General features: G+C 65.1%; 18 protein-coding genes. 9 read left to right on the top strand and 9 right to left on the bottom strand.

Annotation, left to right across the window (positions count from 1 at the left end):
• Positions 1–21: 21 nt before the first annotated feature.
• From EJ903_RS08365 to EJ903_RS08355, 3 genes are all read right to left on the bottom strand, one after another.
• The gene (locus EJ903_RS08365; RefSeq protein WP_126614060.1) at positions 22–966 is read right to left on the bottom strand and encodes a hypothetical protein; all 945 of its coding nucleotides are present in this window, start codon (positions 964–966) and stop codon (positions 22–24) included.
• Positions 967–1,187: 221 nt separating this feature from the next.
• Positions 1,188–1,499: a type II toxin-antitoxin system RelE/ParE family toxin gene (locus tag EJ903_RS08360; RefSeq protein WP_158627902.1), complete on the bottom strand. Its 312-nt coding sequence runs from the start codon at positions 1,497–1,499 to the stop codon at positions 1,188–1,190.
• A gap of 2 nt (positions 1,500–1,501) precedes the next feature.
• Entirely contained in the window at positions 1,502–1,750 is a 249-nt protein-coding gene (locus tag EJ903_RS08355) for a hypothetical protein (protein ID WP_126614055.1), read from the bottom strand.
• A gap of 141 nt (positions 1,751–1,891) precedes the next feature.
• Here EJ903_RS08355 and EJ903_RS08350 point away from each other — a divergent pair, with 141 nt between their 5' ends.
• Complete coding sequence (locus EJ903_RS08350; protein WP_126614053.1) at positions 1,892–2,560, top strand: class I SAM-dependent methyltransferase; 669 nt, start codon at positions 1,892–1,894, stop codon at positions 2,558–2,560.
• Positions 2,561–2,655: 95 nt separating this feature from the next.
• Here the strand turns inward: EJ903_RS08350 and EJ903_RS08345 are convergent, their stop codons facing one another.
• On the bottom strand, positions 2,656–3,849 hold the full coding sequence (locus EJ903_RS08345; RefSeq protein ID WP_126614051.1) for a vWA domain-containing protein: 1,194 nt from the start codon (positions 3,847–3,849) through the stop codon (positions 2,656–2,658).
• A 60-nt stretch (positions 3,850–3,909) separates the two neighbouring features.
• Between EJ903_RS08345 and EJ903_RS08340 the strand changes: the two genes are divergently transcribed.
• The 3 genes from EJ903_RS08340 (at position 3,910) to EJ903_RS08330 (ending at position 7,259) form a co-directional block, all read left to right on the top strand.
• A complete protein-coding gene (locus tag EJ903_RS08340) occupies positions 3,910–4,500 on the top strand; it encodes an HD domain-containing protein (protein ID WP_126614049.1) in 591 nt (196 codons plus the stop codon).
• Positions 4,501–4,642: 142 nt separating this feature from the next.
• On the top strand, positions 4,643–6,181 hold the full coding sequence (gene ccoG / locus EJ903_RS08335) for a cytochrome c oxidase accessory protein CcoG (RefSeq protein ID WP_126614047.1): 1,539 nt from the start codon (positions 4,643–4,645) through the stop codon (positions 6,179–6,181).
• A gap of 268 nt (positions 6,182–6,449) precedes the next feature.
• Entirely contained in the window at positions 6,450–7,259 is an 810-nt protein-coding gene (locus EJ903_RS08330) for a hypothetical protein (RefSeq protein ID WP_126614045.1), read from the top strand.
• A 213-nt stretch (positions 7,260–7,472) separates the two neighbouring features.
• Here EJ903_RS08330 and EJ903_RS08325 read toward each other — a convergent pair whose 3' ends face one another.
• From EJ903_RS08325 to EJ903_RS08305, 5 genes are all read right to left on the bottom strand, one after another.
• Positions 7,473–10,121 carry a valine--tRNA ligase gene (locus EJ903_RS08325; RefSeq protein WP_126614043.1) on the bottom strand — a complete coding sequence of 883 codons (2,649 nt, stop codon included), beginning with the start codon at positions 10,119–10,121 and terminating at the stop codon, positions 7,473–7,475.
• A 67-nt stretch (positions 10,122–10,188) separates the two neighbouring features.
• Positions 10,189–10,857: a DUF2497 domain-containing protein gene (locus EJ903_RS08320; protein WP_281274755.1), complete on the bottom strand. Its 669-nt coding sequence runs from the start codon at positions 10,855–10,857 to the stop codon at positions 10,189–10,191.
• A gap of 142 nt (positions 10,858–10,999) precedes the next feature.
• On the bottom strand, positions 11,000–12,391 hold the full coding sequence (locus EJ903_RS08315; RefSeq protein ID WP_246015348.1) for a TolC family outer membrane protein: 1,392 nt from the start codon (positions 12,389–12,391) through the stop codon (positions 11,000–11,002).
• Positions 12,391–12,717, bottom strand: a complete 327-nt coding sequence (locus EJ903_RS08310) for a rhodanese-like domain-containing protein (RefSeq protein ID WP_126614039.1) — start codon at positions 12,715–12,717, stop codon at positions 12,391–12,393. The genes EJ903_RS08315 and EJ903_RS08310 overlap by 1 nt, the downstream gene beginning before the upstream one ends.
• An 85-nt stretch (positions 12,718–12,802) precedes the next feature.
• Positions 12,803–13,459, bottom strand: a complete 657-nt coding sequence (locus EJ903_RS08305; protein ID WP_126614037.1) for a protein-L-isoaspartate O-methyltransferase family protein — start codon at positions 13,457–13,459, stop codon at positions 12,803–12,805.
• A gap of 301 nt (positions 13,460–13,760) precedes the next feature.
• Between EJ903_RS08305 and EJ903_RS08300 the strand changes: the two genes are divergently transcribed.
• Genes EJ903_RS08300 through metG form a run of 5 tightly spaced genes read left to right on the top strand, consistent with a single transcriptional unit; the run spans position 13,761 to position 19,338 of the window.
• Positions 13,761–14,717 carry a septal ring lytic transglycosylase RlpA family protein gene (locus EJ903_RS08300; protein ID WP_126614035.1) on the top strand — a complete coding sequence of 319 codons (957 nt, stop codon included), beginning with the start codon at positions 13,761–13,763 and terminating at the stop codon, positions 14,715–14,717.
• 47 nt (positions 14,718–14,764) lie between these two features.
• Positions 14,765–15,952, top strand: coding sequence for a D-alanyl-D-alanine carboxypeptidase family protein (locus EJ903_RS08295; protein WP_126614033.1), 1,188 nt, complete (start codon positions 14,765–14,767; stop codon positions 15,950–15,952).
• A 5-nt stretch (positions 15,953–15,957) separates the two neighbouring features.
• The gene (gene tmk, locus EJ903_RS08290; protein WP_126614031.1) at positions 15,958–16,614 is read left to right on the top strand and encodes a dTMP kinase; all 657 of its coding nucleotides are present in this window, start codon (positions 15,958–15,960) and stop codon (positions 16,612–16,614) included.
• Entirely contained in the window at positions 16,611–17,729 is a 1,119-nt protein-coding gene (locus EJ903_RS08285; protein ID WP_126614029.1) for a DNA polymerase III subunit delta', read from the top strand. Before tmk ends, EJ903_RS08285 begins: the two co-directional genes overlap by 4 nt.
• A 52-nt stretch (positions 17,730–17,781) precedes the next feature.
• The gene (gene metG / locus EJ903_RS08280) at positions 17,782–19,338 is read left to right on the top strand and encodes a methionine--tRNA ligase (RefSeq protein ID WP_126614027.1); all 1,557 of its coding nucleotides are present in this window, start codon (positions 17,782–17,784) and stop codon (positions 19,336–19,338) included.
• Positions 19,339–19,342 lie beyond the last annotated feature (4 nt).

Genomic DNA, 19,342 nt, shown 5'->3' with positions numbered 1-19,342 from the left:
TTTCATCCCATCCATCGCGCGTCAGGTTCGGCGCGACCACGCCCCGCGCCCGCCCCGCCGTTCCGCGACCGATCCCAGATTGGGAAAGCGGTCGTCGGGGTTGAGCGTCCAGGGATAGACGCCCTTCGGCCCCTCCGCCTCCGGCCGGGCCAGCAGGGCGGCGATGGCCTCGGGATCGGGCGGGAACCGCTCGCGCAGCGCACCGGGATCGGCATCGTCGTCGGGGATCGGACCGGTGGCGGCGATGGAGGCCACGAGGCGCGAGGAGTCCGGGGACCGCGCCGCGTCGGGGCACGCGGGGAATGGCGGCGCGGGAGCAGGGAGCGCGGTGTCGCCGGACGCGGAATCGGAGGGGGTGGCTTCCGTGGTGGCGGCCTCCGTTGGAGAGGTTTCCGTGGGGGTTGATTCGGTGGCCGTTGATTCCGTGGCCGTTGATTCCATGGGTTGAACGGTGGGCGGGCCGCTGGGCGGCGGGGTGGGGTCAGCCGAGGCGGCGGCGGGCGGGCGTGTCGGGTTGCCTGTCGGGTTGGGCGCGGCGGCGGTTTCCGCCGCGATCCCGCTCACCGCGCGCGGTTCGGCGAACAGGCCCAGCCGGTCGGCCACCCAGCGCACCGTCGCCGGATCGCCAAGGGACACCAACCGTTCCAACTGCTCGACCGCCAAGGCGCGCAGGGAGCCAAGCCGCAACTCCGCCTCGCGGTTCAGCGATTGCCGTTCCCACCACACCCGGACGCGCAACGCCTCCGACCCGTAATAGGCCCGCCACAGGGTGGTGCGGCTGCACCCCATGGCGCGGGCGACCTGCTGAAACGATGCCCCGCGCGCCAGCATCCCGGCGGCCATCACCCACAATTCCTCATGAAAGCGGGAGTCGGGAACCAACGACCCTTTCACGACCGGCGGCTCCTCCGCCCAGGCGGGAAAACAGTCGGTGGCGGGGGTGGTGGGGTTCAGGCAATCGGGCATGGAGCGACTCCGTGGGCTGGAGAGTGAAACGCGCCAGTGTCCGGCACCGATCACCAGAATGATAGGATTAAATGCACATTCCCGAACGAGCAGCTCACCCGCGCCACCGGATGCCACCGACTCCGGAGGCCCGATGGTTGATGCGAGGGTCCGGGCGGGGGTAAGCTCCCCCTCCCCGAAACAACCTTAACTTTTAGTTAATATTATTTTGTCAACCGAAGCTATTCGGCTGTTGCGTCTTCAGGGGGGAAGAGATCGGGCAAATTTCGCGCACCATGGACAACATGCAGGATTGTCACGCTGTCGTCTCTGATCTCGTAGAAAATCAGGTGTTTCTTATAAGGAAACAAGAAGGTGCCCGGCAGGATGTCGTCCCGCTGTCGCCCCATACGGGGAAAAGCCGCGATCTTTTTGCATGTTTCCTGAAGGTTGAGGACCCACATGCCGACGGCGGCAGGGTTTTCTTTGTGAATGTCCGTCGCAATGGTGAGGATTTCGTTTCGCGCCGAAGGGGCAAAAACAAGTTTGCGCACGGTTATTTGCAGAAGGTTCGTTTCAGGTCCGCAAAAACCGCGTCGCCGTCAATCCCCAACCCGGCGTCGATTTCCGCGCGGCCCTTGTCGATGCCAGCGCGGGCGTTCGCCAGCCATTGGTCCGGCGTCGGCTCTTTGACCGCAAGAGTGACCTCCACCATGTCCGACGGCAGGGGACGGGGGCGGATGAGGGCGGCGTATTCCGGGGGGAGCGCGTCCGCCCGAACGGTCACAGTGGCGCGTTGCGGCATGGCTGCGGCCTCCTTTTCCATGCCCTGAGCTTACCCCCCATTCCTGAACAGCGCCAGAGGCGGACGCGGCGGCGTGGCGGTTGATGCCGGGGGCCGGGCGGGGGTAAGCTCCCCCGCGCCGCTGCGAGAGGATCACGCCCCATGTCAAACCAGAGCTTCGCGATCCCGTCGATCGGGGTCACGCTCAACGCTGACGTCGCGCGCGAAATCCTGGAATGGAGCATCGCGCAGCAGCCTGCCCACCCGCCCTTTGTGCTGAAGGTTCTGAACCTGTTCCGCTGCATGCACGCGCATGGGCTGAGCCGCTTCATCGAAACCGGCACGTTCCACGGCGACACGGCGGCGCGGATGGCCGCCTTTGGCTTCGACGTGACAACCATCGAGCTGTCCGTCGCGCTGCATCAGGCCGCGTTGGCGCGCTTTGCCGGGCAGCCCCGGATCCGTTGCGTGCAGGGCGACAGCGCCGATGTTCTGCCTGCGGTGGCGGCGGCGCTGGACCAACCGGCGCTGTTTTGGCTGGACGGCCATTATTCCGGCGAAGGCACGGCGCGGGGCGCGGTGGAAACCCCGATCCGCGCGGAAATCGCCGCGCTGAAGGCGGAACGGGCGCGCCGCCCCGACCTGATCGACCGCTGCGCCATTTGGATCGACGACATCCGTCTGGCCGGAAGCGGCGATTACCCCAGCCTGTCGGCGCTGCTGGACATGGCGGCGGATGCCTTTCCCCGGCACCGGACCATGGTGGTCAACGACGCCTTGCGCATCCTGCCGCTGGAAGCCGCCAACGGCGCGGCGACCAACGCGGGCTGACCGGTCCCCGCCCGCGCATGGGGAGCCACCGCCTGATCCGCCTCGGTTCGTGCTTGGGTGACGATGGCCGCTCGTTTGGGCGATGAACCTGCCCGTTAGCGCACCAACTCCCGCATCGCCGCGTCCAGCCCCTCCAGGGTCAGGGGGAACATGCGACCGTCCATCAGTTTGGTCAGGAGGCGGGTGCTTTCGGAATAGTCCCAATAGGGACGCGGGGTGGGGTTGAGCCAGACGGCGCGGCTGTAGACCGACAGCAGGCGTTGCATCCACACCTGCCCCGCCTCCTCGTTCCAATGCTCCACGCTGCCGCCGGGGTAGGTGATTTCATAGGGCGACATGGCGGCGTCGCCGACGAAGACCAGCTTGTAATCCGCCGGGTAGGTGTTGATCACCTCCAGGGTCGGGGTGCGTTCGACATGGCGGCGGGCGTTGTCGCGCCACACGCCTTCGTAGACGCAGTTGTGGAAATAAAAATGCTCCAGATGCTTGAATTCGCTGCGCGCGGCGGAGAACAGCTCCTCGATCAGGCGGATGTGGTCGTCCATCGACCCGCCGATGTCGAGGAAGAGCAGGACCTTGACCGAATTGTGCCGCTCCGGGACCATTTTCAGATCCAGCCACCCGGCGTTCGCGGCGGTGGCGCGGATGGTTCCCGGCAGATCCAGTTCGCTGGCCGCGCCGCTGCGGGCGAATTTGCGCAGGCGGCGCAGGGCGACCTTGATGTTGCGGGTGCCGATCTCCACCCCATCGTCGAGATTCTTGAACTCGCGCTTGTCCCACACCTTCACCGCGCGGCGGTGGCGGCTCTCGCGCTGGCCGATGCGCACGCCCTCCGGGTTGTAGCCATAGGCCCCGAAGGGGGAGGTTCCGGCGGTGCCGATCCATTTGGAACCGCCCTGGTGCCGCCCCTTCTGCTCCGCCAAGCGCTGGGCCAGCGTTTCCATCAGTTTGTCCCAACCGCCCAGCGCCTGGATCCGCGCCTTTTCCTCCTCGGTCAGGAAGCGTTCGGCGAGCTTGCGCAGCCATTCGTCGGGCAGGTCGGTGACGGGGATTTCGTCGGTCCCGTCGGCTGTCGCGTCGCCAATCCCCTTGAAGGTCGCGCCGAACACGCGGTCGAAGCGGTCCAGGTTGCGCTCGTCCTTCACCAGACAGGCCCGACTGAGGTAATAGAACTCCTCAACGCGGAAGTTGGCGACGCCGCGCGTCATGGCCTCCATGAGCGTCAGGTACTCCGTCAGCGAGACGGGCACGCCAGCCTTGCGCAGATCGAAGAAGAAACGGGTGAACATCGGCGGTCCTTGCGCGCGGAATTGCGTGCGCCAGGGTAGCGCCGAAACGGAAAGAACTCCATGAGCCAGCCACACGCCCCCCTGCCCAACACCTCCTTGCACGCCCCCCTGTTGGATTTCGCCCGCGCGCTGGATTTCGCCGCGCACAAGCACATCGACCAGCGCCGCAAGGGGGTGCGGGCCGAACCCTATGTCAACCACCTGTCCGAAGTGGCGCTGCTGGTGGCCGAGGCGACGGAGGGCAAGGACCCGGTGGCCGTCATCGCCGCCCTGCTGCACGACACGTTGGAAGACACCGACGCCAGTTTCGAGGAGATCGAGGAGCTGTTCGGCGAAGAGGTGGTGCGCGTGGTCGCCGAAACCACCGACGACAAGCGGATGTCAAAGGCCGAACGCAAGCAACACCAGATCGACGCCGCCCCCACCGCGTCCAAACGCGCCAAGCTGGTGAAGCTGGCCGACAAGGTGTCGAACCTGCGGTCGATGGCCGCCAGCCCGCCCGCCGATTGGCCGCTGTCGCGCAAGATCGAGTATTTCGAATGGGCCTACGCCGTCGTCGCCGGGCTGCGCGGAACCAACGCCCGGTTGGAAGCGGTGTTCGACCGCGCCTATCACGACGGGTTGGCCGAACTGCGCGGCGAGAGCGTGTGAGGCGACAGGCAGGGTTGCAACGCGGGCGGGGCGGAACCGCCCAAGCGATTGACATCGCGCAATGTGACTTCATCACGGAACGCTTATAGACGAGGGACTACGCTGACCAACGACGTCACCCCGACGGTCGAGGATGCCTGCCATGTCCCAGTCTTCCGATACGCGCTCTTCCGATACGCTTTCTTCCGATGCGCGCGCAAAGCACGCCGATCCCCTGCCCCGCTCCGCCTCCGACGTGCCGCACGGCGCGCCGCAGGAGGAGCCGGTGCGGCATTGGTTCATCGACCGGCCCAAGGTGTACGCCGCCGACGTGCGCGGCACCTTCCGCCGCCTGAAATGGGCGGCACTGATCGCGCTGCTGGCGGTCTACTACATCACCCCCTGGATCCGGTGGGAGCGCGGCCCCGGCATTCCCGATCAGGCGGTGTTGCTCGACATGGTGGGGCGGCGGGCGTACTTCCTGTGGATCGAGATTTGGCCGCAGGAGATTTACTACCTGACCGGCCTGCTCATCATCGGTTGTTTCGGCATCTTCTTCGCCACCACGCTGTTCGGCCGGGTCTGGTGCGGCTACGCCTGCCCGCAAACGGTGTGGAGCGACCTGTTTATGTGGGTCGAACGCAAGATCGAAGGGCCGCGCACCCAGCGCATCCGGCTGGACAAAACCGCGATGACCGGGGCCAAGCTGGGGAAAAAGGCGCTGAAACACGCGGTGTGGATACTGATTTCGGTGATGACCGGCGGGGCCTGGGTGTTTTACTTCAACGACGCGCCGACGCTGATGCGCGAGATCGCGACGGGCGAGGTTGGCAGCGGCGTCATCCTGTTCACCGCCCTGTTCAGCGCCACCACCTATTTCTTTGCCGGTTGGGCGCGCGAGCAGATTTGCATCTATGTCTGCCCGTGGCGCAGCTTCCAATCGGCGATGGTCGATGAGGACACCTTCCTCGTCACCTACGAGGATTGGCGCGGGGAAGGCCGCGCGCCGCTGCGCAAGTCGCAAAGCTGGGAGGACCGCGCGGCGGCGGGGCTGGGCGACTGCATCGATTGCAAGCAGTGCGTCTTCGTCTGCCCGACCGGGACCGACATCCGCAACGGTCAGCAAATCTCCTGCATCGGCTGCGGCCTGTGCGTGGACGCCTGCAACGACGTGATGGCGCAGATCGGGCGGCCCGGCCACCTGATCCAGTTCGACACCCAATCCAACCAGATCGCCAAGATCGACGGCTCCACCGAACGGGTCCGGCTGATCCGCCCGCGCACCGTCGTCTATTCGCTGATCATGCTGACGGTGGGCTGCATCATGGCGATCGCGCTGTATCTGCGCCCGACGCTGGACGTCAGCGTGCTGCGCGACCGCGCCCCGCTGTTCGTCGCCCTGTCCGACGGGCACATCCAGAACGCCTACACCATCAAGATCCTGAACAAGACCACGATCAACCGCCGCTACACGGTGACGGTGGAGGGGCTGCCCGGTGCCAGCCTGTCGGTGGCCGGTGAGACCGGCGGTGCGGCCAGCCTGACCCTGGGGGCCGAAGCCGATCAGGTCGCCACCTACCGCGTCTTCGTGAAAATCCCATCCAGCGCGGTGAAGTCCGGCTCGACCGACGTCAGTGTGCTGGCCAAGGATCTGGGAAGCGGTGAAACCCGCAAGCATCAGAGCGTGTTCATGGCACCATAACGCGGTGGAAAGAGCGGCGGCGGCGTCCGATTTGGGTGTCGCCACACATTGTTTTTTAATACAGATGAATGATGATGAGTGCCACCCACCTTGTCCTATCGAGGAAAATTGAATTCAATAAATTAGATCAATTTATTGATAAGGTTTATACATTTGTTTGTTCTTGTAAGAAACATCATGCGCCACATCAAGATAATTTCAACGTTGCCGCTGGATCGCACATATCAAATATGGTAAAATAAGTTCACTGCTTCTTATGGAGAAGAAAGTGGAACAAGAATATATAGATATCGATTATTTTGAAAGCTCAAAACTATTAATAGAACGAGCAAAAAAAAGGAATAGTGAATTCCACCTCCATTGCCAAGAGTTTCTCCGCAAATTAAGCCATGATGTCATTAGGATAATTGATGGTAAATCTGGAGATTTTGTAATTAAATTTCGATTTCATCAAAGAATTCCTAAAGATCTATATTTAGATGCATCGGAGATTATCTCCTTATTTCGAGAGGCCCTTGATCATTCAATATGCGATTCAATTCGATTTCTAGGGAAATCTCCAGGTCATGCGGCATTTCCAATAGGAGATGCTCATGATACATATGAGAAATCCATTAAAAGTAAATGCAAAAATGTTCACCCTGATATTTTATCCTTGATAAGGGAGACAAAAGCCTATCGCGGCGGAAATGACTTCCTCTACGAAATATGCGAACGCAATAACAAGAAAAAACATAATAGAATTCTTTCTTTATCAGCCAACCAAATAGGATTTTTGATCGATTTTTCAAAAACAAATATAGAGATTCCGCATACTGCTTTAAGAGATGTTCCAATAAACAAATGGTGCGAGACACGAAATGAGCTTGAAATTTTTAGGTGTGGACCAGGAGCAAGAGGAAGTATAGATTTTATACCGAATCTCGATATCAGAATTCGTGATAGCGGGCCGCATCTTTCAGGCTCGGCTCACGTAGTTTTTGAAAAATTCTCCCAAGAAGTGGAGAAAATTGTTTTTGACATAGAAAAAGAAACTAAACGTATATCGGAAATTAATGAGAGTAACGACCCTCAATAAACCGCAGTCTGATGTGATACTGGCATGTGTGCCCACTGCATAAACCTGTGGATAGAGCGGCACGATCATAGACTATTCTGAGCTTTAGCACCATGTCATCTCAGCTCTATTGACCGATGACGACGCCCTGTCGCGGGAGATTCTGGACGCGGCGCGCGCGCGCTGACAACACCGACGGCGGGGTAACGCCGTCGGTGCCGCCGATGAGGAGGCTTACGCCCCCAGCATGTCCAACGCCTTTTGCAGCTTGTCGCGGGCTTGATCGGCGGCGGCGCGGCGGTCGCGTTGCTCCTCGATCACTTCGTCCGGGGCCTTGGCGACGAACTGTTCGTTCGACAGCTTGGCGTCGATCTTCTTGATCTCGCCGGACAGCTTGTCGATCTCCTTGGTCAGGCGCGCGCGCTCCTTGTCGAGATCGACGATGCCTTCCAGCGGCAGGACCAGCGTGGCTTCGTCCTGCACGGCCTGGACCGCGCTTTTCGGCGTCGGGCCGACCAGCGGTTCGACGCTCGACAGGCGGGCCATGCGCAGGATCAGGTCGCGGTGGGTGTCCAGACGGGCGAGGCTGCCGGGACCGGCGTCCTTCAGCTTCAGTTCGATCTGGGCGGCGGGCGGCACGTTCATTTCCGAGCGCATCGAACGGACGGAGGTGATGAGCCGCACCACCCAGTTCATCTCATCGCGCGCCGCCGCATCGACCAGCTCCGCCCCATAGACCGGCCATTCCGCCGCAATCAGGCGGTTGGCGCGGGCCGGGGAGAGCTGCTCCCACAGCTCTTCGGTGATGTAGGGCATCATCGGGTGCAGCACATGCAGGATCTGGTCGAGCACCCAGGCGGTGGTCGCGCGGGTCTCCGCCTTCGCCGCCTCGTCCGTTCCGGCCAGGATCGGCTTGGTGAACTCCATGTACCAGTCGCAGAAATTGCCCCAGGTGAACTGGTAAGCCGCGTTCGCCGCCTCGTTGAACTTGTAGGCGTCGATGGCCTCGGCCACCTTGCGGGCGGCGTCGGCCAGTTCGCCGACGATCCAGCGGTTGACCGTCTGCGTCAGCCCGACCGGGCGGTAGCCCGCCACCGGCTCGCAACCGTTCATCTGGCAGTAACGCGCGGCGTTCCACAGCTTGGTCGCGAAGTTGCGGTAGCCCTCGACCCGGTTGACCGCCAGCTTGATGTCGCGGCCCTGCGCGGCCATCGCCGACAGGGTGAAGCGCAGGGCGTCGGTGCCGTATTCGCCGATGATCTCCAGCGGGTCGATGACGTTGCCCTTCGACTTCGACATCTTCTGCCCCTTTTCGTCGCGGACGAGGGCGTGGATGTAGACGGTGCGGAAGGGCACATCCTTCATGAAATGCAGGCCCATCATCATCATCCGGGCAACCCAGAAGAAAATGATGTCAAAGCCCGTCACCAGAACGTCGGTGGGGTAATAGCGCGCCAGCTCCGGCGTCTGGTCGGGCCAGCCCAGCGTCGAGAAGGGCCACAGCGCCGACGAGAACCAGGTGTCGAGCACGTCCGCGTCGCGCGTCAGCTCCACGTCGGAGCCGTAGTGTTTGGCGGCGGCGGCGCGGGCGGCGGCCTCCGTCTCTTCGACGAAGAAGGTGCCATCCGGGCCGTACCAGGCCGGGATCTGGTGGCCCCACCAGATTTGACGGCTGATGCACCAGGGCTGGATGTTGCGCATCCACTCGTAATAGGTGTTTTCCCACTGTTTGGGCACGAACACCGTCTTGCCGGTCTCCACCGCCTCGATGGCGGGCTTGGCCAGGGTGGCGGCGTCGACATACCACTGATCGGTCAGCCAGGGTTCGATCGCCACGCCCGACCGGTCGCCGTGCGGGACCATGTGGGTGTGCGGCTCGATCTTCTCCAGAAGCTCCAGGGCTTCCAGCTCGGCGATGATCTTCTTGCGCGCCTCGTACCGGTCGAGGCCCTGATAGGCTTCCGGCACGTTATCGTTCAGGCGGGCGTCGCGGTCGAGGATGTTGATCGCCTCAAGGTTGCACCGCTTGCCAACCTCGAAATCGTTGAAGTCGTGCGCCGGGGTGATCTTCACGGCACCCGACCCGGTGGCCGGATCGGCGTATTCGTCGCCGACGATGGGAATCAGGCGACCGACCAGCGGCAGGCGGACATGCTTGCCGATCAGATCCTTGTAACGCTCATCCTCGGGATGAACGGCGACGCCGGTGTCGCCCAGCATGGTTTCCGGGCGGGTGGTCGCCACGACGATGAAACGGCCCTCCTCCCCGTCGATGGGGTAGCGGAAGTGCCAGAGGTTGCCCTTGATCTCCTTCTGCTCCACCTCCAGGTCGGAAATGGCGGTGTGCAGCTTCGGATCCCAATTAACCAGCCGCTTGTCCTTGTAGATCAGGCCCTGGCGGTGCAGCTCGACGAACACCTTGGCGACGGCGCGCGACAGCCCGTCGTCCATGGTGAAACGCTCCTTCGCCCAATCGGGCGAGGCCCCCAGGCGGCGCAGCTGGCGGGTGATGGTCCCGCCCGATTCGGCCTTCCACTCCCACACCTTGCCGATGAAGGCGTCGCGGCCGAAATCATGGCGCGTCTTGCCCTCCTTGGCGAGGTTGCGTTCCACCACCATCTGCGTGGCGATGCCCGCGTGATCGGTGCCGGGCTGCCACAGCGCGTCGCGCCGCCGCATGCGGTTGTAGCGGATCAACACGTCCTGGATGGTGAAGGTCAGGGCGTGGCCCATGTGCAGGCTGCCGGTGACGTTCGGCGGCGGCATCATGATGGTGTAGGGCGTGGCGTTCGACCGCGTGTCGGCGGCAAAGGCGCCCGACTCTTCCCACAGGCGGTAGTGCTTTTCCTCGACCTCGGCGGGCCGGTACGTCTTTTCCAACATCACCCGAAACTTTCGCTCAGCGTCTCAAACAGGGGTCCGAACGGGGCGGCGCGGTGCCGCCCTTTCCTTAGAATTTCTGCGACCGGCGGATCATGCGGTCGATTTCCTGCTGCACCAGCCGTTCGACGACGGTCGGCAGATTCTCATCCAGCCATTCCTTCAGCAACGGCTTCAGCAATTCGCGCACGACCTCCTCCACCGTGCGGATGCCGATGGGCATCGGGCCGATGGACAGATCGTCGCCCAACTCGCGCGCCAGATGGGTCAGGTGATGCGACGCGTCATCGGCGGTGCGGCGGGAAATCAGGCCGTCGTCGTCGGCGACCATGCGGCGGCGCGGGCGCGGCGGCGGCGGCGGCTCGTCGTCTTCGAAGTCGTCGAAGGCGGGCGGCGGCGGGGGCGGCGACCGGCGGCGCGGCGGGGGCGGCGGCGGTTCCTCGAACGCCATCGGCGGATCGGGAAAGGCCGGTTCGTCCTTCCAGGGATCCGGTTCCGGCGCGCCGAAATCCGGCATGCTGGGAATCGGATCGTCATCGACCATCTGGGTCAATTCGAGCACGTCGTCGTCATCATCCTCCATCATCGGGGGAGGAGGTGGCGGCGGCGGCGGCGGCGGGGGCGGAGGAGGTGGTGGGGGCGGCGGCGGCGGAGGCGGGGCAGCCGCCGGGGCTTCCGTCTTCGGAGGTTCGCCGTCCTCGGAAATGATCCGACGAATGGAGGCGAGGATCTCCTCCATCGATGGTTCTTGTTGGCCCTTATCGCTCATCGTGGCAACCCAAGACGTCAACCTGCCACGAACCTAGGGCAGACCCGGACAAAAAGCCACAATACAAAAACGGCCCGCTTTCGCGGGCCGTTTCAAACGATCATTCACCCGATCATTCGACCGAGGTCCCGATCCACTTTCCGCGCGTTTTCTCGTAATTCGCCTGCGGATCGTAATACTCCGTTGGCAAATTCAGCTGCTGCGCGGTCAATTGGCCGGCGGCGGCAACCACGTTGAAGGACGCCACCATCTCGTCGCGCTGGGCGCGGACCAGATTGACGCGGCCGTTCAGCAGTTCCTGTTCCTGGTTCAGCACGTCCAGCACGGTGCGCGACCCGACCTGCGCTTCCTGACGGACGCCGTCCAGGGCGATTTGCGCCGCCTTGATCTGCGCCGAGTAGGATTGGATGCTGGCACGGGCGGTTTGCAGGGACTGCCAGGAGCTGATGGCGCTTTCCACCACCTGGCGGCGCGACTCCTCGATCTGGATGCGGGCCTGATTCGCCGTCTGCTTGGCCTCGCGGACCTGGGCTTCGGGCAATCCGGCCTGATAGATCGGAACCGTGACCTGGGCGGTGATCGACCCGCTGTCCGTCCGCTTCAACTCGACCCCGGACGAGCGCCCCGGATCATAGGTGCGGGTCCCCGTGGCCGACAGGTTGACCGACGGCATCAGCTTGCCATACTGCTGCTCGACCGCCGCCTGCTGGGCCGACTCCGTGTAGGTCGCGGCCAAAACATTGGGGTTGTTGGAGCGCGCCAACTCCACCAGATCATCCAACGTCTTGGGCAGCTTGAAGGACGGCTTCGGGGCCTTCAGGTCGCCCGGAGGCGCGCCGATGATGCGCTCATACGTGGCGCGCGCGCCCTTGAGCTGGCCTTCGGCGGAGATTTTGGTGGCCACGGCCAAGGCCAGACGCGACTCGGACTGGCTGACGTCGGTGCGGGTGTATTCGCCCACGCGGAAACGGTCGCGGGCGGCGTCCAACTGGCGGCGCAACACCTGCTCGTTGTTGGCCTGAAGCTGATAGACCGCCTGATACTGGACCACATCGAGATAGGCTTGCGCCGCACTCAACAGAATCGACTGTTCGCTGGCGATGAGCGTGGCGCGCTGCGCCTCCACCAACCGTTCGGCCCGGCGGACCCCCGGCGCGACGGTGGCGTCGTAGATCGGCTGGGAGGCGGTCAGGCTGGCCGATTTGGAATTGGTTTCGGAACCGGTCGATCCACCGCTGAAGGTGCTCTCGCTGGTCGAACGGGTGGCACCGAAGGTGGCGCGGGCGGTCGGGCGATACCCCGACAGGGCCTGCGGCACGCTTTCGTCCACGGCGCGCAGGCGGGCGCGCTGCGCGCCCAGCGTCGGGTTGTTGGCGTAGGCCTGCGCCAACGCCTGTTCCAGCGACTGGGACCAGGCGACGCTGGAACCGCCGCACAGGGTGGCGGTCAGCGTCAGGGCCGTGGCCAGGCAGTGGCGCGCAAAACGGCTTCGCACAGTCATCATCAATAGACCTTCATGTTCGGGTCAATTCGGCGCGCCCAGGAATCCACGCCGCCATCAAGGTTGATGGCACGATCAAATCCTTGGGACCGCAGCCACATCGTGACCTGCGCGCTGCGTCCGCCATGATGGCACACCACAATGATGTCGCGATCAATCGGCAGCTCCGCCACCCGCCCCGGCACGCTGTGCATCGGGATCAGGGCGCTGCCGTCGATCACGCACAGATCATGTTCCCACCCTTCGCGCACGTCCAGCAGGAACAGGTCGTCCCCCGCCTTGCGGCGGCGGTCCAACTCTTCAACCTCGATCTCGAACGGCACCGACATGGAATCCACTTTCGCGCAAGTCTGAGCGTGACGGTAACGCAGAACCGTTCAAATGTGAACTGGACGGTTTAGTCCAAACGCGTCATCAGAACACAAACGACGCTTTTTTCTCAAAACCGGGCAGCGCGTGGGGCTGGGCTTCGAACAGAACGCGGCTGGACAGCACCCCGGCGACCCGCTGGAACAGGCGAACCTCGCCGACTCCGCGCGCGTCGTGGACGATGGCGACCAGACGCCCTTCCTCGGCCAACTGGTCGCCCAGCGCCGTCGGCAGCTCCGGAATGGTCCCCTCGACGACGATCACGTCGTAGGGGCCGCCTTCGGCGTGGCCAGCGGCCAGCGGGCCGGTGACGACGGTGGCGTTGGTGATGCCCTGCGCGGCAAGGGCGGCGGCGGCTCCGGCGGTCAGCGCGGCGTCGCTGTCCAGACCGACGACCGACGCCGCCAGCTTGGCCAGGATCGCGGTGGAGTAGCCACCGGCGCAGCCGACATCGAGCACGCGGTCGGTGGCCTGCACGCCGAGATGTTGCAGCATGCGGGCGAACACCATCGGCTCCAGCAGGTAACGACCGTTGCCGATGGGCAGATCGTCATCGACATAGGCCACGCCGCGCGCCGATTCGGGCACGAAGGCTTCCCGTGGCGTTTCGGACAGGGCATCGACGAGGCGATGATCCGTGACCTTGTTCGGACGAATCTGTCCCTCGACCATGAAGAAGCGGGCGGCGGCGAAATCGGTCATGGCGGTCGCTTATGGCTTTGTTGTGACGGCACGGGCACCAAGCCGAACATCGGACGGCTTCCTGCCAACGTGTTTGTATAGCCGGAAAACCCACAAAAACACAACGCTGCACCGCAGCTCTGCGGGCATGGAGGGCGGTCATGGCTTCGCCGTTGCGCATGCGTCGCACGGGCATTGGCGCGCGGGGTCAAGTCGGCTACAGTGCCGCCCGCCTTTTCCCATGGCGTCCCTGGAGTGCGGGGGACGGAGCACCGGGAATCGGACCGCAAGGGCACAGGGCAAGGACACAGAGTTGCTGGTGATGACGCGCGCAGGCAGGCTGACGGGGGCGATCGCGCTGATCGGCGCGATGGCGCTGGCTGGCTGCGTCCAGCAGCGCGGCGACACGACCAGCCTGCCCACCAGCGGCGTCTACACGGTGGGATCGCCCTATCAGCTCAACGGCGTCTGGTACTACCCGGCGGAAGACTATTCCTATGATGAATCGGGGCTGGCGTCGGTGGCCGAACCCGACTCCGGCGGGCGGGTGCTGACCAACGGCGAGATCTTCGACCCGGCGGAGCTGACGGCGTCCCACAAGACCCTGCCGATCCCCAGCCTGGCCCGCGTCATCAATCTGGACAACGGGCGCATGGTGGTGGTGCGGATCAACGACCGTGGCCCGCCGACCAACGGCCGCCTGATCCATCTGTCGCCGCGCGGCGCGCAATTGCTGGATTTCAACCATTCCGGCGTCGGCAAGGTGCGCGTGCAGATCCTGGCAGAGGAAAGCCGCGCCATCGCGGCCGCCGCAAGGCAGGGGACCCCGGCGGCCATCCTGGCGAAAACCGATGGTCCCGCGCCCAAGGCGGCCCCGCGCGGCACGGTCGAGGCGGACGGCCCCGGTGCCGGCCCGACCGTGGGCAAGACGGCGTCGGCGGGGGTGGTCGGCCTTGCCCCCGCCCCGCCCGCCAGCGTGCCGGGTGCGGTCGTCGCCGGTCGTTTTCTGCCCGCCCCGGTGGTGGCGCAGGCCCCGGTGTCGGGGCGGGAACGGCTGTTCGTGCAGGTGGGATCGCCCGCCAACGCCGAACGCGCCAACCAGCTCCGCGCCCGGCTCGCCGCGCTTGGCCAACCGGCCAGCGTCAGCAACACCGCCGTCGGCAAGCAGCGCCTGCAACGGGTGCGCGTCGGCCCGCTGGACGGCGTGGAGCGCGCCGACACCGTTCTCAACCAAATCATTCAGGCTGGCCTTACGGAAGCCAAAATCGTGATCGAATGATCGTCGCAACCGGCGGGTCGATCATGTTTTCTCGGAGGGATGTTGCTATGCACGCTGTTGTCGTTCGCACCGGGGCCGTCATCGGCCTGGCGGTCGCGCTGGCCTCGGCGGGGGTCGGGTTGGGAAGCGTCACCGGCGTTGGCGGGGTGGGAACGGCGCAGGCCGCCACCATCGACACCATCGCCAAACAGGCGATCCTGATCGATCTGACCTCGAACACCGTCCTGTTCGAAAAGAACGCCGACGAACGGATGGCCCCGTCGTCGATGAGCAAGATCATGACCGCCTATCTGGTGTTCGAGGCGATCAAGGGCGGCCGCCTGACCATGGAGAGCACGCTGCCGGTGACGGAGCGCGCGTGGCGGATGCAAGGCTCCAAGATGTTCGTGGAGCTGCACAACAACATCAAGGTCGATGACCTGCTGAAGGGCGTGATCGTCCAATCCGGCAACGACGCCTGCATCGTGCTGGCCGAGGGGCTGGCCGGGTCGGAATCGGCCTTCGCCGAACAGGCGACCAAGCGGGCGAAGGAGCTGGGGCTGCGCGGGACCAACCTGACCAACTCCACCGGCTGGCCCGACCCCAACCATTACATGACCGCCCGCGATCTGGCGCTGCTGGCCGAACACCTGATCAAGGATTTCCCGGAATATTACCGGTACTACTCGATCCGCGAGTTCAAATATCACGGCATCACCCAGGGCAACCGCAACCCGCTGCTGTACCGGGGCATGAATGTGGACGGGATGAAGACCGGCCACACCGAAGCCGGTGGCTATGGCCTGACCGCCTCGGGCGAGCGCGACGGGCGGCGGCTGCTGCTGGTGGTCAACGGCCTGCCCAGCATGCAGGCGCGCGCCGACGAATCGGCCCGGCTGATCGAATGGGGCTTCCGCGAATTCGCCACCTATTCCCTGTTCCGCAGCGGCGAAACCATCGAACAGGTGCCGGTGTGGATGGGCGACCAGGACACGGTTCCCGTCTCCGTCCCGCGCGACCTGAACGTGACGATGGCGCGCGCCGACCGCGCGGGCATGAAGGTGTCGCTGGTCAGCAACGCCCCGGTCAGCGCCCCGATCAAGAAGGGCGACGTCGTCGGCAAGGTGGTCATCACCGCCCCCGGCTTCCCCGGCAAGGAGGTTCCGGTCGTGGCCTCGCAGGATGTGGAGAAGCTGGGCTTCCTGGGCCGCGCCTTCGCGGCGGCGAGATACTTCGTCTTCGGCGCGAAGGGCTGACGGCGATGACCGCAGCCAAGGGCCGCTTCATCACCCTGGAGGGTGGCGAAGGGGCGGGCAAGACCACGCAGATCCGCCGTTTGACGGAACGCCTGCGCGCGCGCGGCCTGCCGGTCGTCACCACCCGCGAACCCGGCGGCTCCCAGGGGGCGGAGGAGATCCGCGCCCTGCTGGTGTCGGGCGATCCCGGCCGCTGGGGGGCCGTGACCGAAGCGCTGCTGCACACCGCCGCCCGCCGCGACCATCTGGAACGCACCGTCTGGCCCGCGCTGGAGGCCGGGCAATGGGTGCTGTGCGACCGCTTCTTTGACAGCACGATGGCCTACCAGGGCTATGGGCTGGGGTTGGGGCGCGAGCGGATCGCGGCGTTGCAGGCGCTGGCGCTGGACGGTTTCCGCCCCGACCTGACGCTGATCCTCGATCTCGACGTGCGCAGCGGCCTGCGCCGCGCCGCCGCGCGGGCGGGGGGCGAGGACCGCTACGAACGGATGGACATCGGCTTTCACGAGCGGCTGCGCGACGGCTTCCGCGACATCGCCGCCCGCGAGCCGGAGCGCTGCGCCGTGATCGACGCCGACGCCGACGCCGACACGGTGCAGGCGCGGGTGTGGGACGCGGTGGCAACCCGGCTGCCGGTTCCCACCGGAACGGCTGCGCCGTGAGCAAGGCCCGCGCCGCCGCTGCCGCCGTGGCCGACGAGGATGCTGGCCTGACCGCCCGCCGGAATCCCGACCTGACCGGGCAGGCGGCGGCCGAACAGATCCTGATCGACGCCTGGAATTCGGGCCGCCTGCCCCACGCCTGGCTGATCGGCGGCCCGCCCGGCGTCGGCAAGGCGACGCTGGCCTACCGCTTCGCCCGCTTCGTGCTGGCGCAGGACGCCGCCGGGGGCGGGCTGTTCGGTGAGAGCGCCCCGGCGACCTCGCTGCACCTGTCGCCCGACCACCCGGTGTTCCGCCGCGTCGCCTCCGGCGGCCACGCCGACCTGCTGACGGTGGAACGCCAGCGCGACGAGAAGCGCAACCGGCTGAAGCGCGACATCGCGGTGGACGAGGTGCGCAAGATCGCCCCCTTCCTGCACCGCACCTCGGCGGAAGGCGGCTGGCGCATCGCGGTCATCGACGGGGCCGACCGCATGAACACCAACGGCTTGAACGCCATTCTGAAGATTTTGGAGGAGCCGCCCAAAGGCACGTTGCTGCTGCTGGTCAGCGACAACCCCGGCGGCATGCTGCCGACCATCCGCTCGCGCTGCCGCAAGCTGACGCTGAAGCCGCTGGCGGAGGACACGGTCGTCGATCTGCTGGGCCAGCACCGCCCCGACATCCCGGCGGACGACCGCCCGGCGCTGGCCCGCCTGTCGGAGGGCAGCGTCGGCCACGCCGTCGCGCTGGCCGACGCGGGCGGGTTGGCGCTGTACCGCGAGATGATCGGGCTGCTGTCCGCCCTGCCCCGGCTGGACATCGCCGCCACCCACGCCTTTGGCGACGCGCTGACCCGCAAGACCGACGACGGGATGTACGAGACGGCGACGGAGCTGCTGGTCTGGTGGCTGGCCCGCTTCGCCCGGTCGCTGGCGCGCGGGGCCTGGCCCGCCGAGGTGGTTCCCGGCGAAGCCGCCCTGATGACCCGTCTGGCCAACGCCCGCAGCCTTGAACGCTGGGTGGAGGTGTGGGAAAAGGTGCAACGCCTTTTCGCTCGCGCGGAATCCGCCAATCTGGACCGCAAGCAAGTGGTGCTGAACGCCTTGGCGGCGCTGGAAGCCGCCGCATCTTAATGACCGTGCCGATCCTGTTTCGGCAAGACAACCCCTCGGGAGAGCGCCGACAATGGCCGGGCCGAAGACCTTCTACCTGACGACGCCGATCTATTACGTGAACGACGTGCCGCACATCGGCCACGCCTACACCACGCTCGCCTGCGACGTCCTCGCCCGGTTCAAGCGCCTCGACGGTTTCGACGTGAAGTTCCTGACCGGCACCGACGAGCACGGCCAGAAGGTGGAGAAATCCGCCGAAAAGGCCGGGATCGCGCCGCAGACCTTCACCGACCGGGTGTCGCAGAATTTCCGCGACCTCGTGTCGCTGATGAACTACTCCAACGACGATTTCATCCGCACGACCGAGCCGCGCCACGTCGCCTCGGTCCAAGCGCTGTGGAAAGTGCTGGAGGAGCGCGGGGAAATCTATCTCGGCGCCTACGCCGGTTGGTATTCGGTGCGCGACGAGGCGTTCTATGGCGAAGACGAGCTGACCACCACCCCCACCGGCAAGAAGATCGCCCCCACCGGGGCCGAATGCGAGTGGGTGGAGGAGCCGTCCTATTTCTTCCGCCTGTCGGCCTGGCAGGATCGCCTGATCGCCTTTTACGAGGCCAACCCCGATTTCATCGCCCCGGCCAGCAAGCGCAACGAGGTGATGGCCTTCGTCAAATCCGGCCTGAAGGATCTGTCGGTCAGCCGCACCACCTTCAAATGGGGCATCCCGGTTCCCGGCAACGACGCCCACATCATGTATGTCTGGCTCGACGCGCTGGCGAACTACATCACCGCCGTCGGCTACCCCAACACCGCCGAGGGCAGCGAATACGCCCAGCGCTGGCCCGCCGACCTGCACATGGTGGGCAAGGACATCCTGCGCTTCCACGCCGTCTATTGGCCGGCCTTCCTGATGGCCGCCGATCTGGCGCCGCCCAAGCGCGTGTTCGCGCATGGCTGGTGGACCATCGAAGGGCAGAAAATGTCCAAGTCGCTGGGCAACGTCATCGCGCCGGATGCGCTGGTCAACACCTATGGCCTGGACCAGACCCGCTATTTCCTGCTGCGCGAGGTGCCGTTCGGCAACGACGGCGATTTCTCGCACAAGCAGATGGTCGCCCGCATCAACGGCAACCTCGCCAACGATTACGGCAACCTCGTGCAGCGCGTGCTGTCGATGATCGGCAAGAATTGCGGCGGCGTGGTTCCCACCCCCGGCCCCTTCACCGAGGCCGACAACGCCCTGTTGGGAGCCGCCCATGGCCTGCTCGACACGGTGCGGGCGGAGTTCGACGCGCAGGCCTTCCACAAGGCGCTCGACGCGCTGTGGGCGGTGATCGGCGACGGCAACCGCTACGTCGATGAACAGGCCCCGTGGACCCTGAAGAAGACCGACCCGGCCCGCATGGCGACGGTGCTGTATGTGCTGGCCGAAACCATCCGTCATCTGGCGATCCTGACCCAGGCCGTCATGCCCGACGCCTCGGCCAAGATCCTCGACCAGTTGGCCTTGGGGCCGGACGCGCGCGGCTTCGCCTCGCTGGGGTCGGCGGGGGCGCTGGTGGCGGGCACGCCGCTGCCGACACCGCAGGGCGTGTTCCCGCGCTTTGTCGAACCGACGGCGGAGTGAGCCA

This window comes from Azospirillum griseum, assembly GCF_003966125.1.
In the GTDB taxonomy this organism is placed as follows: Bacteria; Pseudomonadota; Alphaproteobacteria; order Azospirillales; family Azospirillaceae; genus Azospirillum; species Azospirillum griseum.
The sequence above is the reverse complement of the archived record's forward strand: the minus strand, read 5'-3'. Positions and strand labels throughout refer to the sequence as shown.